Source organism: Luteimonas chenhongjianii (assembly GCF_002327105.1).
Classification (GTDB): Bacteria; Pseudomonadota; Gammaproteobacteria; order Xanthomonadales; family Xanthomonadaceae; genus Luteimonas; species Luteimonas chenhongjianii.
Genome location: NZ_CP023406.1, coordinates 42083 through 61981 on the forward strand (window position 1 = coordinate 42083; position 19899 = coordinate 61981).

A 19899-nucleotide genomic window follows, 5' to 3' on the forward strand; every position below is an offset into this window, starting at 1 on the left:
CCAGTGGAATGCGGACACTCTAAACGTCGTCCGCCGGTCATGACGGAACGCGAATCGTGCGCATGTTCGGGCGCCGGAGCCGGCGCGGATTCAGGCCGCCGAAGCGATCAGCGGCAGATCGATCACAGGCGCGCGTTGCGCCGCGTGGCAGTCGTCGAGGAGGCCCGCCGCCATGTCGAGGCAGCTCCCACAGGTCGCACCACAGCCGGTGCGCATGGTCAGTTCCGAAACCTCGCGGCAACCGTTCGCGGCCGCCTGGCGGATCTGGGTATCGGTGACGCCGTTACAGATGCACACGTACAAGGCTGGGTTCCTGGACGAGACTCTAGAGCGCCCATTCCGCCACAAACAAGAATCATTGTCAAATGAGAACAGTTCAGGCCGAGCTGCCGCCGCCATCGTCACGGCCGCGGGCCGCCTCCTGAACACGTCGCGCCTGACGCCGCTGCGGACGCCGGCTGCGCGAGCGCGCTTCGAGAACGGCCTGGGGAATCGCCTGCGCGCCGGCAACCTGGCGGGCGTACTTGGCCAGATGGCTCAACGCACTGACATAGACACCGCGCTTGAACACGACCACATGCTCCAGCGGATACCAGAAGTCGACCCATCGCCAATGATCGAACTCGGGCTTGTCGGTCAGGTCGAGTCGCAGGTGCGCTTCGTCGGCGACGAATTGCAGCAGGAACCAGACCTGTTTCTGGCCCACGCAGACGATGCGGTCATTGCGGCGTATCGCCCGTTGCGGGAGCCGATAGCGCAGCCAGCCCGGGGTCGCACCGAGGACAGCGACATGTTCGGGGAGCAGCCCGGTCTCCTCGCGCAGCTCGCGATACATGGCCTCAAGCGGCGTCTCGTCGGTGTTCATCCCGCCCTGCGGGAACTGCCACCCGTCACGCCTGACGCGGCGCGCCCAGAAGACGCGCCCATCCGGGCGCATCAGCACGATGCCGACATTGGGCCTGAACCCGTCCGGATCGATCACGATGCGGACTCCTAATGCGATTGACTTGCGTCACTGGCTTCGACTCTGCCACGGCGCTGGCAAAGCGACAAGCGCATGCTGAACGCATTGCCGGCGTCGATCGTGTTCAGGCGTCCAGCGCGCCTCAGGCCGGTATCCGCGCAGGCGAACGTGCGTTCGGACGCGCTGCAGTAGCCGCTGTCGGAGCCGACTGCGGCTATCCAACCTGTTGAAGCCATGTCGCCTGCCTCGCTTCGCACGCCTGGACTTCGCGCCCCAGACGGGCAGCAAGGGATCGACGACCGGCCCCGCTCTTCTCCCGGATCGGCACAGGCGCGCGCACAGAAGGCCCGGGCGCCATCGCATCGGGCCTGATGCTCAACCATCGCTCCTCGCCGTGACCGCCGCGACATTGTCCCGGCGCAGCGCCTCTGCAGCGCGCTTGCCGGCGAGGAAGGCGTGATCGGAGTTGTAGTACTCCCATTCGCTGTAGCGACCGGCCAGCACGATGTCGCGGGCTGCCAGCCATTCGCGGATGAGCGCGACGTTCGCGGCGCGGGCGTGGTCGTAGATCACGTAGGCATAGGGCATGTCGACGACGTTCGCGGTCAGCACCCGGTCATCCTCGCGCAGCATGCCCACCTGGATGCACTCGGCGATGCAGCGGTCGATGAGTCCCTGGTCGTCGCAGGGCAGCGGCTTGGTCGGAGAGTAGGTGATCTCGCAGGTCAGCCCGAAGCCGCCCGGCGGATTGTTGCCCGGGCTCGCATTGCCTTGCACGAAGATGCGGTGGAATACCGTGTCTTCCGGATAGTAGATCCAGTGTTTGTCCGTGATGTCCTCCCGACCGATGCCAAGGTTCACGCAGCGCACGGATACATGCCGCAGCGCCGCCGCGGCCTCGCGTACGGCGGCCGGCGCTTCGTCGCCGATGATGCGGATCAGTTCCGGCAACGGCAGCGTGCTGACAAGTGACGCATAGCTGCGCTGACGTCCGTCGGAGAACACTGCGACACGTCGCTCGGGATGCAGCGCGGTCAGGCGGGTGGACAGCACGAGTTCGCCTTCCAGATGCGGCAGGAACCCGTCCATCAGCGCCTGGAAGCCGCCCGTCCTGGGATAGCCGAATCGCGCGTTGGGGCCCACCGGCTTGGAGACCGGACGCAGCGCGCCGTCGATCATCTCATCCAGGTCGGGCATGGGTACGCGTCCGCCGAGCCACGAGGTTTCCATGTCCTGCAGTGGGACGGTCCACAGCTTGAGGTTGTAGGGCACCGCAAAGTGCCTGGCCACGCCGGCGCCCCAGACTTCATGGATGAACTCGTGGAAGTTGCGCGGCGCGCGCCTGGTCGCGAGCGCGCGGACGTCGCCGGTGGCGTGGTCCTTGACGTCGCCATCGGCCGGTTCGGGCACCGTGCCGTCGCCGCAGCAGTCTCTCGGCAGCGCGCCCACCGCGTCACGCGACGCGGCAGGGGTGCCGTCGCCATCGAGCGGACCGAAGCGGGCCTCGATCGCACCGATGATGCACTCCTTGAGCACGTCGGTCGGCAGGCCGTACAGCGCGCCCTGGAAGGGGTAACGCGTGTGCACGCCCTTGCTGTAGACCCAGGCCTCGCGATCCTGCCAGTGCAGGTTGTCGCCGAGGAGCCGCTCGTAAAGCGCAAGCACATCGGGGTCCTTGGAGAACATGATGTGGCCGGCGTAGTCGAACACGAAGCCCTGGTCGTCGATCGAACGGCACCAGCCGCCGACCGAGTCGTTGGCCTCGACCAGCACGCTGCCCTTGCCGTAGTGCAGGGCCGCCGACAGTCCGGTCGGTCCGGCGCCGATGATCAGGCACTCCGCGGGCGCCTCGCGTGCCGCACGGCCGACCGTCGCCTCCTGCTTGGGGAGGCTCACCACCCGGCGCCCGTCCAGATATTCCTGCACCTTCGGCCGCAATCCGCCGTGGACGCGACTGATCTCCTGTACGACCACCTCGGCCGCGCGATCCCACGAAGTCTGTTGCACCAGTTGCTGCTGCCGGCCCAGACGGCCCGCGCGTTGCGCCTGGCCTTCGGCGAGCGCCTCGCGGCACGCAGAGATGAAGGCGTCCGGGTCTGTGGCGATGGCCACACCCGCCGCATAGAGGCGGCGCACGTCGGCGATCGCGGTACTGACCACCGGCTTGCCGGCCGCCATGTATTCGAGCGTCTTGGTCGGGCTGATGAATTCCGTGGAGGCGTTCAGCGCGAACGGCATCAGGCAGACATCCCAGGCGGCAAGCACATCCGGCAGGTCGTCGTAGGCCTGTTGCGGCAGGTAATGCAGGTTGGCGCGCCGCGGCAGCGTTGCGGGATCGATCTTCACCACAGGACCGACGATGCAGACCTGCCAAGCCGGGTCCGCATCGGCGATGCGCGCGAGCAGGTCGAGGTCGAGGCGCTCGTCCACCACGCCGTAATAGCCCAGGCGTGGACGCGCGATGCCGGAGAAGAGATGGCTCGCCACGTGCCCTTCCTCGCGCGGCGCGAAATGCGCGGCGTCGACACTGCTCGGCAGTGAATGCACATTGGCGCTGGCCGTTCGCTTGGCCTCGTAGAGCGACGGTCCGCCGGTGAAGACCACGCTGGCGATATCGAGCAGCGTGCTTTCGCGGCGGAGCAGCTGCGGCGGCGCACCCAGGAACGCGCTGAGCTGATCCATGCAGTCGTAGACGATCACCTCGGGCGTCAGACCACCAAGCAGGGGCAGCGCCATCGGCGTGTACAGCCACACGCCGTAGTGCTCGATGCGATGTTCGGCAAGGTACTCGTGCAGCAGCGCGGCAATGGGTTCGAACTGCGTATCGACGAATCCATGGCCTTCGGCCAACGTTCGCGGTTGCAGCACCGTGACCCCAGGCGCGGGCGTGGACACCTCCAGCGCCGGCGCGCCATGCACGGGCTCCTCGACGAAGAGGATGTCCCACTGCGCGGCGACACGGCTCAGCAGATGCTGCGGACGCTGGTAGACGAATCCCCAGCGCAAGTGCGAGAAAACGATCAAGGTCTTCATGGGGCTCCGGGTGGCTGGGGACGGCGGCCGATCCGCACATCGCCTGTGGTGCTGTGCAAGCGCGAGCGCCTGCGCGTAATCGGGATCGAGGCGCCGCCGCAGGCTCTCGGGGCACACGTGCCACAAGCCGCTGCGATGCCAGTGGTCCGGACGTTCCCAGTCGGGCCGGTCGAGCGCGGGATACAGGCACACCCCCTCGACCGGCACGCCTTGCGCGCGCGCGACTTCGACCTCGGCGCACACATCGAGCAGCCATGGCCCGCGGCGCTCATCGGTGTGGCTGGTCTCGCTGATCGCGAGCGGTCTGCCGTACCGCGCATGCACGTCCGCGAGCAGCGCCGACAGCCGTCGGCGCCCGGGATCGTGTGGCCATTCCAGCGAGCGGCGGGTGCCCACACTCCACTGGTTGTAGGGGTAGTAGTTGACGCCGACGAGATCAAGATGCCGTATCGACCCCCCGAGCTGCGGCTCGAGCCGACCGGCGAGCATGTCCCAGGCCTGGAACTGGTACTGGATTTCGCACGCAGCGCGCTCGCCCTCTTCCGGGGTTTCGGCGATCACATGGATCAGCGGGTCCACCGACAGGATGCGCGCACGCGGATCCGCGGCATGGATCGCATCCACCGCGGCAATTGCCGCGCGCGCGAGCTGCATCTTCAGCGGATACCCCTCGTGCGCACGATCGCCGATGTGGGGATACATCAGACCGGTCTCGCAGACCGCCCAGCACAGGAACGAGATCTCGTTGATGGGGGTGTAGACAGGAGCAAGACCGTCGTCATGGAACGGCGCGAGATAGGCCGCAAGGGCATGCGCGTAATCGGCGAAGCGCGGCACGAATGCCGGCGAGAAGATGTCCAGTCCTTCGGGCATCCCGTAGTGGAAGAAACTCCACAGCAGCTGCACGCCGTGGGCCCGCGCCGCACGGGCGCGCATGCCGACGTGGCTGAAATCGTAACGGCCGCAGCCCGCCCGCTCGATCGATCGCCACCCGGCACTCTCGCGCGCGGTGCACAGACCGAGCCGGGCCATCCGCCGGTAATCCCCACCCGCATCGGCCAGGTGGCCGGTGGACGAGTTCAGGCACAGCACCTGCGCGCTGCCGTTGATGTGGTCCGCACCTTCGAACCCCGCCTGCCAGAACCCCGCGAACGGCGACGGCGACGTCATGCCCGCCCCCGCGAGCCGGCCACCGGCGGCCGCACACCCGCGATCGGAACACTACGCACGCCGGGCACGTCGATACTGATGGCAGGCTCCTCGGACGCCCGAAGGCGTCGCCTTGCGGATCGCTCGCACGGGAGCGCGATGGGGGATCCGACAAGGCGACGTTGCGCCGGGATTCGACAGGCCGCCGTGAATTTTGGCGCCGGAATACACGCCCGTGCGGGCCGGCCGGCCGCTCGCCGACAAGTGTGCGGCGAGAACGGGATCGCCTACGTCCAGCCAGCAACGCTTAAACAACTCCCGGCGTCATAGATACGAATCAGACTGGATCGCCGGCCCGCCACTCGCCGACAGGAGATGTCGATTCGTTGAATCTGGGAGCTCAACGCACTCTTAGCCTCACCCCCGACTTCGGAAGAAGCTGCTTCTGAATCGAAGGCCATCGGCCGTCTATAGGGACGCGGCGCGCCTGGCGAACCTCAGGGCCATGATCTCCTCAGCACCGAGCTGCCTCCGCGTGGAAAACTGCAAGAAGGCAGAAGGTGCCTCCCGAGCAGCTAAGTACCGCAATCCAGAGGACAGGCCCAACAGGATCCAGCCGTGCCCGCACGCCGCGCTGGCTGGCCGACCGGACGACACGCGGTCAGCGCGTTTCCGACTCCCTCACTCCCCGGAGTGAATCCGCCGACGACGGAGAAGAGCAGTTCGATCGGTGAGCGAACTGTGTTTAGGGGTAACCCTGAGAACAGCTCTATATCGAAACCCTGAGTTGTTCTGCGGCACAGACCGCGAGCGCAACTCAACAGGCGGTGTTTGTGGTCTCGATCCGTGAGACGGGCGTCCCCACTAATATACGGCTCCGCAGTCGCGTTTCTGGAGCGTCATGTCACCGACTCATGTGCTGTCGAGCAAGTTCAACGAGGATCTTAAGCGTGGCGTCTTGGAGCCATTGCTACGCGAAGTGCAGGAAGACGACACATTGCTCCTCGGTGTTCGCAACGGCTACATCTCGGTCTACTACCGGGGTGGGCAGTTGCTGAAGGTAGAAGCTGATGGGGCATCAGGCTACAAGGTGACTTTCGATTCAAACCATGACAAAAGCGGGGTGCTACCAGGGCGCTTCGCGCGCCACGGCTGCGCCGACGTGCTTACACAGCGGCTCAGATCCGTTGAGGACACTGCTGTTCTCGTCGACGTGCTGAGCGAAGTTAAGCGCGTCATGGATCGCTCTCCCAAGCTGAAGTCCGCATTGGAGCGCGAGTTCCAACAGGTGGCGGCTCGAGTAAATAGCAGGGCGAGGTCTGCGAACTCCTCACACTACTTCGTCACTGATATCGAGCATGCTTCGGACAATGCTCGCTTTGACATGCTCGGTGTGCGATGGAAGCACGATGAGCGCTCCAATCGTTCGCGCCTGGTACCGGTTCTGTTCGAGGTGAAATACGGAGTAAGCTCGTTGGCCGGTGGCGCCGGCATTGTGGACCATCTCGAAAAGACGCTGACGCAGCTTGCGCTTGCTGATTTCCGCGCGCGCCTCGCCGCCAATGTGGAATCCCAATTCAATCAGCTCGCCGATCTTCAGCTGCTTACGTTCAATCGGGGCACGTCCACGCACAAGTTCAGCGTGGTGGACGACCACGTCCAGATCGTGTTCCTCCTCGCCGAATATGTGCCGCACTCGTCCCAGCTCAAGCCCATGCTCGATGAGTGTGACAAGAAAATGCGCGTGGCGCAGGAGAGCTTGGCTGCTGCAGGCGTCACGGTCGATCTGCGGTTTGCCTGTGGCAGCCTTTGTGGATACGCAATGTACGACTGCACCATGCTGTCCACGGACGGCGTGCGCAAGCTGCTTTCGGCCTGGGAGCCGGTGAACTAATCGATCCTGCCTTAGCACGCTCCCGGGCGCCGTGCGCCCGGGCGTATTTTTGCTGGCCCGGAGAATTTGCGTATGAGAGCCTGCATCCGTCGTGGAAGCAAGCAAATCGGTGGTAGCTGTGTGGAGTTGGAGTACGAAGGGAAACGTCTGCTTCTGGATCTCGGACTACCCTTGGATGCGCCAGATAACATCGCAGGATTGATTCCAGATGGCCTCGCTCTCGACGCGTCTGACCCGAGCCTCCTCGGTATCCTGATTTCGCACCCGCACCTGGACCACTACGGCCTTCTGTCGCATGTAGCACCGTCGATCCCGATCGGGCTCGGCCCCGCCGCCCGTCGGATCTTGGCCGCTGCAGCACCGTTCATGCCAAGGATGTGGCCGGTTCCCTCACCCGGCTGGACTTATGAATCTGGCAAACAGTTCACCGTTGGTCCATTCACTGTCACGCCATATCTTGTCGACCATTCGGCTTTCGATGCGTACGCGCTGCTGATCGAGGCGGGCGGCGACCGGCTTTTCTATAGTGGCGACTTTCGCGGGCACGGCCGGAAAGCCGCACTGTTTGAGCGGCTGATCAGATCGCCACCCGCGAACATTGATGCGTTGCTCGTCGAGGGTAGTTCCCTGACGCGCCTCCCTCTGGATGCAACGTTTCCGACCGAAGCCGAGATTGAGGGTCTGCTTGCAGATGCTCTGGAGACGACTGAAGGCCTGGCGATGGTGCACACCTCTGCGCAGAACATCGACCGCATAGTGTCGATCTTCCGAGCATCTCGTCGCCACGGTCGTCGTGTCGTCATTGACCTGTACACGGCCGCGATCCTGGAGGCGACAGGCAATCTCAACCTGCCGCAGTCGGATTGGAGTGACGTCGCGCTCTACGTCCCGGAGGCCCAGCGCAGGCACATCAAGAGGACGAAGCTGTTCGATCTGCTCGCGCGTCATTCGCGCAACCGAATATACGCCGACACGCTGGCCCAGAACCCGGCGGGCTTTACCTTGCTGTTCCGTCCTCTGCACCAGCGCGATCTCGAGCAGGTCCGGTGTCTGGCGGGCGCTGGCTATATCTACTCGCAGTGGGAAGGCTACTGGGATGGCGGCAGCTATGCCACTGTCGAAGCCTTTCTTGAGCGGCATCGAATACCGAAGGTGTCCGTCCATACGTCCGGCCATGCCAGTCCGATCGACCTCAAACGATTCGTGAGCAGCCTCAATCCCAGCAAGGTGGTGCCGATCCATAGCTTCCGCCCCGATCGGTATTCGGAGCTATTCGATCGCGTCGAGCCTCAACCTGATGGTCAGTGGTGGCCCGTCGGCGCGCGCACCAGTTCTCCCGTGTTCGGGGAGAGTTCCTGACGGATGCAGAGGCAGCTCTTCAAGAGTTACTCGTCAATCTTTGCGAAGTGGGCTGCGCCTAATACAAAACGACCGAAGCACGCCGGCATCACCATGGGGAATGGCTGGTTCGGCCTGCTAGAGACACTGTGTTTTCGCCTCGTTGGGAGGCTCGAGATTCAGGTCAACCGACGCCCCCCCCCCGCAATTGAGTAGCGGGTTGCTTTGGAGTCCAATCCCCAACGAGAAGGAGATTGGACGAAGAAGCGTTTCAGCGAAGAACAGATCATCGGCTTCCTGCGTGAGGCCGAGGCCGGCTTGCCGGTCAAGGAGCTGTGCCGCCGGCATGGCTTCAGCGAGGCGTCGTACTACCTGTGGCGCAGCAAGTTCGGCGGGATGAATGTCTCCGAGGCCAAGCGACTCAAGGAACTCGAGATCGAGAACGCGCGTCTGAAGAAGCTGCTGGCCGAGCAAGTCCTCGAGAATGAAGTGATCAAGGACGTGCTGCGAAAAAAATGGTGAGCGCACCGGCCCGTCGCGAGCAGGTGCGCTACATGGCAGGTAAAGGCCTCAGCGAGCGGCGCGCTTTGCGCGTGGTGGGCATGAGCGCCAGCGCACTGCGCTATACACCTCGTCCGGATCGCAATGTCGAACTGCGAGAGCAGATCCAGGCATCGGCGCATCGGCACAAGCGCTACGGCGTGGGCATGATCTATCTCAAGCTGCGGCAAGGCGGCCATGCCGTGAATTACAAACGCGTGGAGCGGCTGTATCAGCAGGCGAAGCTGCAGGTGCGGCGACGCAAGCGCAAGAAGGTGCCGGTGGGCGAGCGGCAACCGCTGATCCGTCCGGTTGCGGCCAATGAAGTGTGGTCGATGGACTTCATCTTCGATCGTACGGCCGATGGTCGCGTCATCAAGTGCCTGGTGATCGTGGACGATGCGAGCCACGAGGCCGTGGCTATCGATGTCGAGCGTGCGATCTCGGGCCATGGCGTCAGTCGTGTGTTGGATCGTCTGGCGCTCAGCCGAGGCCTGCCAAAGGTGATTCGGACCGACAACGGGAAGGAATTTTGCGGCAAGGCGATGTTGAGCTTGGCACACGAACGTGGTGTCGCGTTACGCCTGATCCAACCAGGAAAACCGAATCAGAACGCTTACGTCGAGTCCCTCAACGGACGCCTGCGTGATGAGTGCCTCAACGAGCACTGGTTTCCGACATTGCTGCACGCCCGCACCGAGATCGAGCGCTGGCGCAGGGAGTACAACGAGGACAGACCCAAAAAAAGCATCGGCGGGCTGACGCCCGCCGCCTACGCAAAACAGCTGGCGGCGAAGCCGCTACGATGAGCCCGGACTCCAAACAGACCCGCTACTGAAAGCGGGGGGACGTCGTTGGAGTCGTACGACTCATAGTGGCAGTGGCGACATAGACGGAACCAAGTGTTTAGGCCCTCGTCCAGAACTAAGAAGCGCGGCGAGCTTCGGATGCCAGATTATCGGTTGTCCTTCATCTCCTCGTCGGGACCGGACGTCCTGCCGGGAAATTGAGAACGGAGCATTCACTGAGAAGCGAGCACTCACTCAGGGCGCGCCAAGCGCAGCTACCACGCTAATCCAGATCCAGGTCTCGTCGTCGATCAGCGAGACCACGCGCTTGAGTTTGGCCGGGTCGGTGGCTTGTTCTGTGCCTTTCGGAAGATGGCGATCCTGCTCGCAGCTAGGCTGGTCTGCGGCCTTCAGCCTCGCGATAAGTGCAGTCGGCACCGCGCCGTTCGGACGGATACGCGTGATGGGCGCCAGCGCTCATCTGCTGCCTAAGCGAGGCGCGCATCTTTGCCATGGCGAGTGTGTCGATGGCATCGGACGTCAGACCGTTGGGCAGGGCCTGAGTGGTCTTGCGCCAAGCAGTCCGGTGAAGACCAATCCGTGCTGCCGGGTGAGGTTTCGGAAGATTGATTGCTGCGCACGGTCTGCTGCCAGTTCCGGTTAGACCGCAGTGTGTCTGCCCGGCAATGCGACTGTTATCGGCACCTTGGCCCAACGCCATTTGGCGGGAATGGCCGACGGCTCGCCGAGCAGCTCGGTGCGCTCCTCGTCCATCTTCAGGAACAGCAGAAAGGTGATCTGCTCTACGTAGTCGCCGTAACCGATGCCTTGGTCGCGCAGCACGTGCGCGAAGTTTCAGACCTTGGAAACCAGGGAGGTGTAGTCATTTGCCATGTCAGTCTGTCCGCTTGTTGTTATTGCCCAGCCCACGCCACCAGTCACCCACCAGCTTTCCAGTCTTTCGGGCCGCCACTGCAGTCCGCTCAGCAGCCTCGCGCGAGACCACTGCCACCCTGTCAGCAGTGGATGGACGACGCGCGAACACTTCCGACATGGCTAAAAGTTCAGCCTGGTAGAGCGATGGGTGGAGCGTGCTGGTGGTCAGCCAGCTCATGAGGCGGGTCGCAGAAACTTCCACCGCAGCTGCCTCGTCATCGCACACTGCCTTCAACCGGCACCGCGCTTCACGAAGGAACGTCAGCTCGTCTTCGACCCGCCACTGAAGATAGCGGGCCACCACAGCCCGGGAGTCAGCCAGCTGTCGTTCCCGCAGCAATTCGACTTTTGCACGGATCGCATCGTCAGCACATCCGGCCAGTGCAGAGATCGTCAGTTTTGCCTCCTGCGCCCAGTTGCGGTACGTCTCGTCCTGCACCCATTCGTCCAACTTTCCTTTCAGCCGGCCGGACTGCCGCTGGCTGAGAATGGGCATCACCGCGCCCAGCACCAATGCGCCGGCGGGCCCGAACACCAGCAAGCCGACGCCGACGCCCACATAGTTTCCGGCGACCGCCAGTCCCGCGCGCGTACCACCGTCGAGCAATACCTCCTGGAAGGCTTGCGTTCCGGTGATCTCGTCTCGCTTGACGCGCTCGAGATTGCGGATGCCGCTCAACACCAGCGTGAACAGCGGCACGTTCGGGTGCAGCATGTCGTCGCCGACTTCGAATGAAGACCGGGTCACGTGTTCGACGACCTCGTTGCTGTACCCCTCCACGAAATGGATCTGGTCTGCCCATTCGGGCAGGTCATCTGCCGAACGCGCGGCCAGTTCATCGGCAACCTCCGCGTTGGCGATCACCGGGTAGTCATAGCCCCGGTCAAAGTGACGTTCCAGACCGGCAAGAGAGCCCACGTCTTTGACCTGGAATCTGACCCCGTCCACTGCGATGTCCCATCCCGCCTCGTTGGACGCCACCGGGAACTCGACCACGTGCCCCTGCTCGATCAGTTGCGCCGCAACCACGCGTTCGGCGACATATCCCTTGAGATTGCTGACCGCGCCCAGGTGGGCGGCGGCGTCCATCGACTCAATGCGATGCGCAAACGCCGCGAACGCCACCGGGTCATCCAGTTCGTCGATACGGGAAAAATTCGCCGCCTGCAGCACGAGGGGGTCAAGGCTGTACGCGTTGTAGGCGATGTCCCCCAGCGTCAGGCCTGCCAGCGAGATGGTGTCGCGCTGCTCGCCGATCAGCTCGCGTAGCCGATCAGACCTGCCGCCGGCACCTGCAGGGCGCTCCATGACGCCGACAACTGCTTCGTCGATCACGGTAGTCTTCCGTCCCGCTGCGGCGATCCGGTTCCAGTCCGTCCCGTACCCGCGCAGCACAGCCCGCGTCAAGCCACCCGTTTGGCCCAGGTTCTCGAGACTGGGAAATGCCCCAAGCATCGCGCGGAGGCCGGCGGAGCCCGCTTGCAGCCCATTGAGCGCAAGCAGCGAGATCACCCGTGCACCGACAGCGCCACGCACCTTCTGGTTAGCCGATCGCGTGGCCCACCAGCCCACGCCGGCGGTGGCCGCGATGATCGTGATCGGGTTGGACAGGACGGCCACCACTGAAACCAGCGCCGGCCCGCTCACCAGCGGAATAAAGGCCGATGCCTGGGCGGCCAGGATGTACGCGGAAAAACCGGCCAGACTGACGCTGGTGCCAAGCGCACCCAAGCCACCGCCCATCAATAGGATCTTTCTCAGCGCGGCGTCGTTTACGCCGTCCGCTCCCACTGCATGCATCAGCCGCTCCCGGTCTTCGGGCGGCAATTGGCCAACGCGGGCTTGAACCTCGGAAAGCAGGCGTTCACGGGCCTGCACAGATTGCACATCGTCAGCCTTCAAGAACGATGCCAGCAATTCCTCTACTGTCTTGCGGGCCAAGGCATCCAGCGTGGTTGGCACCTCCTTGGCGCTCTTCAGTCCCCACTTCTGCGCGTACTTCGTCACCTGGCTGGGCTGCAGTGAATGCAGGGCGCGCGCTACCATGTCATCCGCAGCCGCTGCCGCAGAACGACAGGAAGTGAACGTCACGGGCGGCAGGGCGAAGGCCTCGCGCAGGTACATCCACAGCAGCACGCGCAGGGCGTCGTCCGAAAGCGGCGAGGCCAGCCATGCTTGAATCGTGCTTCTGAGAGACGCGGCCGCTTCTGCATCCGTGGGGTCGGCAACGATGTTGATCTTGCTCAGCGGCGACCGGCGACTCATCAGGAAGCGGATCCGACGTTGCAAGGTGCTGTCGTCGAACAACGCCAGGCAAGCTGCCAGTAGATCGCGGGGGGCTGCGCCCAGCCCGGCAACGATGTCACGGGAGGTCATGATCGGCGCAGCACCAATCGGTCCCGAATCTGTGTTCATCTGACTTCTTCTTTGGGCTGCGTCAGACATGGTCGCGATTCCTGTTCATAAACGCTCAAAAGAATACAGTGCGAGCGCTGACAGTCCCCCGACGCTGACAGCACCGTCCGGATGCCTATCATCGGAGCCGAACTGGGAACTAAGCTTCTCCCGGATTTGGCGACAGGTGTGACGCGACTCCATGGACAACTACCGAGAGCACAGAACCGCCCTCCAGAAGCTGGTGCCACAGGCATCCATCGGGCCACGCTTTCGAAGATCGCCAACCAACCTGGTGCAAACATCGGGACGGACATCATCGACAAGCTATGCAAGTACTTCGGGTGCCAGCCAGGCGACTTGCTGACGTACGTAGAAGGAAGCACTGGATCGGTTTGACCGATCCCAATCAGTACCTGAGACGCAATCCGCGACGATCGCTGTGCTCACCAGGGAATGAAATGACCAACGAAGAATTCAAGCGCACCCTTTGGGAGCGGCCGACAAGCTGCGCGGCTCTGTCGCGGCGGCTACCTACAAGTACCCAGCTCTGGGCCTGGTGTTTTTGAAGTACGTGTCGGACATGTTCGATGCCCAAGCCAAGCGCATCCGAAAGCGCTTGGCGGGATCCGCAGGCCGAGCACTACATCGAGAACGAGGACAGCCGCGACGCGCTGGCCGCGCAGTTCGCCGCCGACAAGACCTTTTAAGAAGACCGCGCTGCGCCAACTCGTCGCCACTGCTTGCTAGTGGAGGGCGTGAATGACATCTACAGCACGCTTGGCCTGGACAAGCCGCACATCAGCCTGCTGGACGAGGACTTCCTGGCCCAGATCCGCGGGATGCCGACGCAGAACTTGGCGGCCGAGCTGCTGGAACGCCTGCTCGCCGACCAGATCCGCCAGCGCGGGCAGAAGAGCGCACTGCAGGGCAAGGAGTTCGCCGAGCGCTTGGAAGAAGCGGTAAACCGCTACCGAAACCGTCGCTTGACCACGGTTGAGGTCATCGAGGAGCTAATCCGGCTGGCGAAGGAGCTCAACGAGGCGCGCCCGCCTGACGGCATAACGGGGAGGAGCTCGTCTATACCAGGCGCTGGCGGAGAACGAATCTGCCGTACGCGAGCTCGGCCACCCAACGCTGGGGGCGCTGGCCCAAGAGCTGACCAACAAGCTGCGTAAGTCGGCCTCAATCGACTGGCAAAACCGCAAGGACTCGCGCACGCATCGCTATGGTGAAGATCCTGCTTGCGCGCTACCGCTACCCAACCGACCGGCGGCCACAAGCACCCGTAAGAGTGATCGAACAGGCGGAATTATTGGCCGATCCATGGGCCGAGCGTCGGCGTGAGCCATGAGCTGTCACAACGAACTGGGGTCAAACTGGAGGTCCGGGGTGTCCTGTGACATCCGAAAGTGTCACAGAAAGTGTCACAGGAACCGTTGGAACATCGGTTCAGCCTTGAAGAAAGAAGAGCGAAAAACAAAAAACCCCATGAGAATCATGGGGTTTGATGTGTGGATCTAGTGGTGGCTATGGGTGGACTCGAACCACCGACCCCAGCATTATGAGTGCTGTGCTCTAACCAGCTGAGCTACATAGCCATCGGCCCGCGCGGAGCTCCGCAACGAGCCGCGCATTCTGCCCCAGCCTCCGCCGCTACGTCAATCGTCCGTGCGCGTTGGGGGCCGGGAGGTCACCTGGCCGGTTGCGCCGTGCCCAGGCCAAGCTGGTCGAGCATGAACGCGTACATCTCGGCCGATTCTCGATAGCGGCGGAAGCGGCCCGACTTGCCACCGTGACCGGCTTCCATGTTGGTGCGGAACACCACCGGATGCGTACCGGTGTCGAGATCGCGCAGCTTCGCCACGTACTTCGCCGGCTCCCAGTACTGGACCTGCGAATCCCACAGGCCGGTGCCGACGAACATCGCCGGATAGGCCTTGGCTTCGAGATTGTCGTAGGGCGAGTAGCCCAGGATGTAGTCGTAGTAGCGCTTGTCCTCGGGGTTGCCCCACTCGTCGTATTCGTTGGTCGTCAGCGGAATGCTCGGGTCGAGCATCGTTGTGACCACGTCGACGAAAGGCACCTGCGACAGGATCACGCGGTACTTCTCGGGGGCCATGTTCGAGATCGCGCCCATCAGCAGGCCGCCGGCGCTGCCGCCGTAGGCGGCGACCCGATCCGGCGCGGCATAGCCCCGGCGGACCAGATCGTCGGTGACGTCGATGAAGTCGTTGAAGGTATTGATCTTGTTGAGCAGCTTGCCGTCGTCGTACCAGGCCCGGCCCATCTCCTCGCCACCGCGGATATGCGCGATCGCGTACACCATGCCGCGGTCGAGCAGGCTGACGTTGGTGACCGAGAAGCCGGGATCCATGGATGCCCCGTAGCTGCCGTAGCCATACTGCAGCAGCGCCGCGGTGCCTTCCTTCTGGAAGCCCTTGCGATAGACCAGCGACACGGGGATACGCTTGCCGTCGCGCGCCGTGGTCCACACGCGCTCGGTGACGTAATCCGACGGCTCGTAGCCGATCACCGCCTGCTGCTTGAGCTGGCGACGCTCGCCGGTGCGCGTATTGACTTCGAAGGTCGTCGCGGGCGTGGTCAGCGAGGTGTAGCCGTAGCGCAGCCACTCGGTGTCGGGCTCGGAGTTCACCGCCAGTCCCATCGCATAAGCCGGCTCGTCGGCCTGCACGAATTCGTCGCTGCCGTCACTTTTGAGCACGCGCACGCGGGTCAACGCTTCGGCGCGCTCCTCGATCGCGGTGAAGCCGTCGAACAGCTCGAAACCTTCGATGTAGACATCGTCTCGGTGCGGCACGAGGTCGGTCCACTGCCGGCGCGAGGTCGCACCGCTCGGCGCGGTGACGAGCTTGAAGTTGGTCGCCGGCACACCATCGGCAGCGGGGGCGTTGGTGCGGATCACCCAGCGGCCGCCGTAATGGTCGGCGTCGTATTCGACATCGCGCGCTCGCGGCGCGAGCACGGCGAAGGTTTCAGGATTGTCCGCCGGCGCGTAGCGCGTTTCGCTCGACACGGTGCTGCCGATGCCGATGACGATGTAGCGATCGTCGCGCGTGCGGTCGATGCCCAGGTAGAAGCTGTCGTCCTTCTCCTCGTACACCAGCACGTCGTCGGTGACCGGCGTGCCGAGGACGTGCTTCTTCACCCGCACGGTCAACAGCGTTTCCGGATCGTTCTCGACATAGAACAGCGTCCTGTTGTCATCGGCCCAGACCAGGTTTGCCGACACGCCGGTGATGACGTCCGGATAGACCTCGCCCGTCTCGAGGTTCTTGAATCGCACCGTGTACTGGCGACGCCCATTGGTGTCGTCGGCGTAGGCGAGAATGCGATTGTCGCGACTCACGTCCCAGTCGCCGACCGCGTAATAGTCCTTGCCCTCGGCAAGCGCGTTGACATCGAGCAGGACCTGCTCGCCGCTGAAGTCGCCGCGCGCGTTCGCTGCCTGGATCGACAGCGCATCGATGCCGGCGCCATCGGCGCGGCGCGCATGCACCGGATAGTCCTTGCCGGTCTCGTAGCGCGAGTAGTACCAGTAGCCGCGATCGCGGTACGGCACCGAGCTGTCGTCCTGCTGGATGCGGCCGACGATTTCGTCGTAGAGCGTGTTCTCGACCGGCTTGAGCGGTGCAAGCATCGCGTCGGCATAGGCGTTTTCGGCGTTGAGATACGCCAGCACCGCAGGGTCCTGGCGCTTGTCGTCGCGCAGCCAGTAGTAGGCATCCTCACGCGTGGCGCCGTGCGGCGCCTTGACGGTGTGCGGGCGCTGCTCGGCGTCGGGCGGCACCGGTGCGGCGGCGTGGGTCGTGGTTGGAACGCTCATCAGGCTCAGGCTCGTCAGGATCGGCGCAGCAAGCAGGGCCGCCGCGCGCGGGAAAGAGGTCTTCATAGGTGGGTCCATTCGCTGCGGATGCAACGCCGAAAAGAACACCGGCCGCGAGAGCGGCCGGTGCTGGATGGAATCACTTGCCCAGTTGCTGCCACAGGAACGTCAGGTAGAGCGCATCCATGTGCGCCTGCTGCCGGTTGTTCGCAGCGCCGCCGTGACCGCCCTCGATGTTCTCGTAGTAGCGCACGTCCTTGCCGGCTTCCGACATCAGCGCGTGCATCTTGCGCGCGTGGCCGGGATGGACGCGGTCGTCGCGGGTCGAGGTGAGGATCAGTGTCGGCGGATAATCCTTTGCCGGATCGAACAGGTGGTACGGGGAGAAGGTGCGGATGAATTCCCATTCCTCCGGCTTGTCCGGATTACCGTACTCGGCCATCCACGAGGCACCGGCGAGCAGCTTGTGGTAGCGCTGCATATCCAGCAGCGGCACCTGGATCACGACCGCACCGAACAGCTGCGGATACTGGGTGAGCATGTTGCCGGTCAGCAGGCCGCCGTTGCTGCCGCCGCGGATGCCCAGATGTGCGGGCGAGGTGATCTTGCGATCGATCATGTCCTGCGCGACCGCGGCGAAATCCTCGTAGGCCTTGTGACGGTTGGCCTTGAGCGCAGCCTGGTGCCAACGCGGGCCGTACTCGCCGCCGCCGCGGATGTTGGCGACCGCATACACGCCGCCCTTCTCCAGCCAGCCCTTGCCGACGCCGCCGGAGTAGCCGGGCGTCAACGAGATCTCGAAGCCGCCGTAGCCGTAGAGCAGCGTCGGATTGCTGCCGTCGAGCTTCATGTCCTTCGGACGCACGATGAAGTACGGCACGCGCGTGCCGTCCTTGGACGTGGCGAAGTGCTGCTCGACCTCATGCGTGCTGGCGTCGAAGAAGGCCGGCATGGTCTTGAGCGTTTCCGGCGCGCCATTGCCGCCCACCTCGGCCAGCATCAGCGTGCTCGGCGTCAGGTAGTCGGTGACCGTCATCCACACCGCGTCGGACTCGTCACTGTCGACGGCGCTGACCGCGACGGTACCGAGTTCAGGCACGCCGGCCAGTTCGCTGCGCGCCCAGCCGTTGGCGCCCGGCGTCAGCACGGTGAGCTTGTTCTTGACGTCCTCGAGCACGTTGAGGACGAGGTGGTTCCTGGTCCACGTCGCGCCGGCCAGCGAGGTCGTCTCGGTGGGTTCGAACAGCACGTCGAACTCGCGCTTACCGCCCATGAAGGCATCGAAATTGGTCGCCAGCAACGAGCCCGCCGGATACGTGCGGCCCCCGACCTCCCAGGGTTCGCGCAGTTCCAGCATCAACCAGTCGCGGTGCACCGACTTGTTCGCAGAATTGGGCGCATCGATCCTGGTCAGCTGGCCATCGGCGCCACGCAGATACAGCTCGTCGTTGTAGAAGGCCAGCGTGCGGCTGACGAAGTCGCGCTCGAAGCCCGGCGTGTCGTCATGGATCGCGGCGATGTACATATCGTCCGGCTTGCCTTCGTAGACCAGCTTCGCCTGGTCCATCGACTGGCCGCGGGCCAGCTGCTTGACGATGCGCGGGTAGCCCGACGAGGTCAGGGAGCCGTCGCCGAAGTCGGTGTAGACGTAGACATTGTCCTGGTCGATCCAGCCCAGCGCACCCTTGGCTTCCTCGCGGAAGAAGCCGCCATCGACCCAGGACTTCGACGCGACGTCGAACTCTCGCGTCACGTCCGCATCGGCGCCGCCGCGCGACAGCGCGATCAGGCAGCGGGTATAGGCCGGCCGCAGGCAGCTTGCGCCGTGCCACACCCAGTTCTCGCCCTCGGCCTTGTTCAAGGCGTCGAGGTCGAGCACGGTTTCCCACTTCGGCTGCGGCTTGCGGTATTCCTCCAGCGTCGTTCGCCGCCAGATACCGCGCTCATGGTTCCGGTCGCGCCAGAAGTTGTAGTACCAGTCGCCCTGCTTGTAGACGGCGGGGATCTTGTCGTCGGAATCGTAGATGCCCAGCAGATCGGCTTCGAGCTGCTTGAACTCGGGCGTGGCCGCGAGTTCGGCCTCGGCCTTGGCGTTCTGCGCGCGGACCCAGTCGAGCGCCTTCTCGTCGGTGACGGCTTCGAGCCACTGGTGCGGATCTGACATGGTGGCCTCCTGGGCGGATGCGGCGCCCATCGACAGGCCGACGGCGACGGCCGCGGCGAGGCAGAGCTTGGACACGTGGGACATGGGGACTCCGGTGACACGGACGGATAGCCGGCAACGCTAGCACGCAGCGCCAAGGCGGACCGCATGACCAAAGTCACCCCTGACGGGTGAAGCGCAGGGTCAGCGCAATCCCGGCAGCAGCCCCGCCGCCGCCAGCGCGGCGCGGATCGAAATCCGTTGCCCCCGGCGCGGCGCCGGACGCCGGCGGGCCTGCGCGAGACCGGACCGACGCCGCCGCAGGACCGCTGACGAGGCCGGTTTCCGCCGGCGCGTCAGGTGCCGGAGCGCCAGGGTGCACCAGGCCAGGGCCGGCATGCCGAGCAACCACATCGGTGCCCAGCCGACCGCGCTCGTTCCGGTGCGCAGGCCGGGAAACGACAGCAGGGCGATGGCACCGAGGAACAACATGCCCAGGAGGGCGGCCGGCAGGGTGGCGTCGGATCGGACAAATGGCGTTGCGGCGATACGGGACATCTCGACAGCTCCTGTGAACGCGATCGCCCGGCTGGGCAGGCGCACAGTCTGTAGAGCGGCCATCTCACGGGCTGCGACCTTTGCGGGTCGTGGCTCGATTGCGGCATGCCCGCAGGGGCCACGCGCGAGCGCTATCCGATGCTCGTGCCGGGGATTCCGTTCCGGGCCAGGACGACCCGGAGCATGGCCTGCTGTCCAGCCGACGCCTCGCGGGACCCAAGGCCAAGGCGGACGTAGCGCTGCTGATCCTTGTCTGGACCGGCCGGGCCAAGCATGTGCGACAGGTCGGCAGGGCGCAGGTGGATGTCGTGCCA

Annotated in this window: 16 protein-coding genes and 1 tRNA gene; 7 read left to right on the top strand and 10 right to left on the bottom strand. The window is 64.3% G+C overall.

What is annotated here, in order from left to right; all coding sequences use genetic code 11:
• Positions 1–90 precede the first annotated feature (90 nt).
• The 3 genes from CNR27_RS00230 to CNR27_RS00240 form a co-directional block, all read right to left on the bottom strand.
• Complete coding sequence (locus CNR27_RS00230; RefSeq protein ID WP_096296409.1) at positions 91–303, bottom strand: (2Fe-2S)-binding protein; 213 nt, start codon at positions 301–303, stop codon at positions 91–93.
• Positions 304–376: 73 nt separating this feature from the next.
• A complete protein-coding gene (locus tag CNR27_RS00235; protein ID WP_096296410.1) occupies positions 377–982 on the bottom strand; it encodes an RNA pyrophosphohydrolase in 606 nt (201 codons plus the stop codon).
• 357 nt (positions 983–1339) lie between these two features.
• A complete protein-coding gene (locus tag CNR27_RS00240; RefSeq protein ID WP_096296411.1) occupies positions 1340–5167 on the bottom strand; it encodes a glycosyltransferase in 3828 nt (1275 codons plus the stop codon).
• Between the two features lie 880 nt (positions 5168–6047).
• On the opposite strand from CNR27_RS00240, the gene CNR27_RS00245 reads away from it, so the two are divergent.
• From CNR27_RS00245 to CNR27_RS00255, 3 genes are all read left to right on the top strand, one after another.
• Positions 6048–7040, top strand: coding sequence for a hypothetical protein (locus CNR27_RS00245; RefSeq protein ID WP_157745154.1), 993 nt, complete (start codon positions 6048–6050; stop codon positions 7038–7040).
• A 72-nt stretch (positions 7041–7112) separates the two neighbouring features.
• The gene (locus CNR27_RS00250) at positions 7113–8399 is read left to right on the top strand and encodes an MBL fold metallo-hydrolase (RefSeq protein WP_096296413.1); all 1287 of its coding nucleotides are present in this window, start codon (positions 7113–7115) and stop codon (positions 8397–8399) included.
• A gap of 204 nt (positions 8400–8603) precedes the next feature.
• Positions 8604–9727 (top strand): IS3 family transposase gene (locus CNR27_RS00255; RefSeq protein WP_096296414.1). Its coding sequence is split into 2 segments (ribosomal slippage): positions 8604–8895 and positions 8895–9727, totalling 1125 coding nucleotides; the frame shifts between segments, so codons are not numbered across the junction.
• Between the two features lie 234 nt (positions 9728–9961).
• Here CNR27_RS00255 and CNR27_RS15095 read toward each other — a convergent pair.
• The 3 genes from CNR27_RS15095 to CNR27_RS00265 form a co-directional block, all read right to left on the bottom strand.
• A complete protein-coding gene (locus CNR27_RS15095; protein WP_157745155.1) occupies positions 9962–10144 on the bottom strand; it encodes a hypothetical protein in 183 nt (60 codons plus the stop codon).
• A 222-nt stretch (positions 10145–10366) separates the two neighbouring features.
• Positions 10367–10549 (bottom strand): type I restriction-modification system subunit M N-terminal domain-containing protein, encoded by a 183-nt coding sequence (locus CNR27_RS00260; RefSeq protein WP_222843112.1) that lies wholly within the window; start codon positions 10547–10549, stop codon positions 10367–10369.
• Positions 10550–10601: 52 nt separating this feature from the next.
• Positions 10602–13058, bottom strand: a complete 2457-nt coding sequence (locus CNR27_RS00265) for a hypothetical protein (protein ID WP_157745156.1) — start codon at positions 13056–13058, stop codon at positions 10602–10604.
• A 111-nt stretch (positions 13059–13169) separates the two neighbouring features.
• Here CNR27_RS00265 and CNR27_RS15850 point away from each other — a divergent pair, with 111 nt between their 5' ends.
• The 4 genes from CNR27_RS15850 (at position 13170) to CNR27_RS15860 (ending at position 14384) form a co-directional block, all read left to right on the top strand.
• Positions 13170–13436: a helix-turn-helix domain-containing protein gene (locus CNR27_RS15850; RefSeq protein WP_096296416.1), complete on the top strand. Its 267-nt coding sequence runs from the start codon at positions 13170–13172 to the stop codon at positions 13434–13436.
• A gap of 91 nt (positions 13437–13527) precedes the next feature.
• Positions 13528–13803 (top strand): type I restriction-modification system subunit M N-terminal domain-containing protein, encoded by a 276-nt coding sequence (locus CNR27_RS15855; RefSeq protein ID WP_245815685.1) that lies wholly within the window; start codon positions 13528–13530, stop codon positions 13801–13803.
• Positions 13796–14215 (top strand): type I restriction enzyme endonuclease domain-containing protein, encoded by a 420-nt coding sequence (locus CNR27_RS15515; RefSeq protein ID WP_157745157.1) that lies wholly within the window; start codon positions 13796–13798, stop codon positions 14213–14215. Before CNR27_RS15855 ends, CNR27_RS15515 begins: the two co-directional genes overlap by 8 nt.
• Positions 14175–14384: a hypothetical protein gene (locus tag CNR27_RS15860; protein WP_425435525.1), complete on the top strand. Its 210-nt coding sequence runs from the start codon at positions 14175–14177 to the stop codon at positions 14382–14384. The genes CNR27_RS15515 and CNR27_RS15860 overlap by 41 nt, the downstream gene beginning before the upstream one ends.
• Before the next feature lie 177 nt (positions 14385–14561).
• Here the strand turns inward: CNR27_RS15860 and CNR27_RS00290 are convergent.
• From CNR27_RS00290 to CNR27_RS00305, 4 genes are all read right to left on the bottom strand, one after another.
• Positions 14562–14638, bottom strand: a tRNA-Met gene (locus CNR27_RS00290).
• Between the two features lie 92 nt (positions 14639–14730).
• Complete coding sequence (locus CNR27_RS00295) at positions 14731–16884, bottom strand: S9 family peptidase (protein ID WP_096300105.1); 2154 nt, start codon at positions 16882–16884, stop codon at positions 14731–14733.
• Between the two features lie 139 nt (positions 16885–17023).
• Positions 17024–19132 carry a prolyl oligopeptidase family serine peptidase gene (locus CNR27_RS00300; protein WP_096296418.1) on the bottom strand — a complete coding sequence of 703 codons (2109 nt, stop codon included), beginning with the start codon at positions 19130–19132 and terminating at the stop codon, positions 17024–17026.
• A 99-nt stretch (positions 19133–19231) separates the two neighbouring features.
• Complete coding sequence (locus CNR27_RS00305; protein ID WP_157745158.1) at positions 19232–19585, bottom strand: hypothetical protein; 354 nt, start codon at positions 19583–19585, stop codon at positions 19232–19234.
• Between the last annotated feature and the right edge of the window lie 314 nt (positions 19586–19899).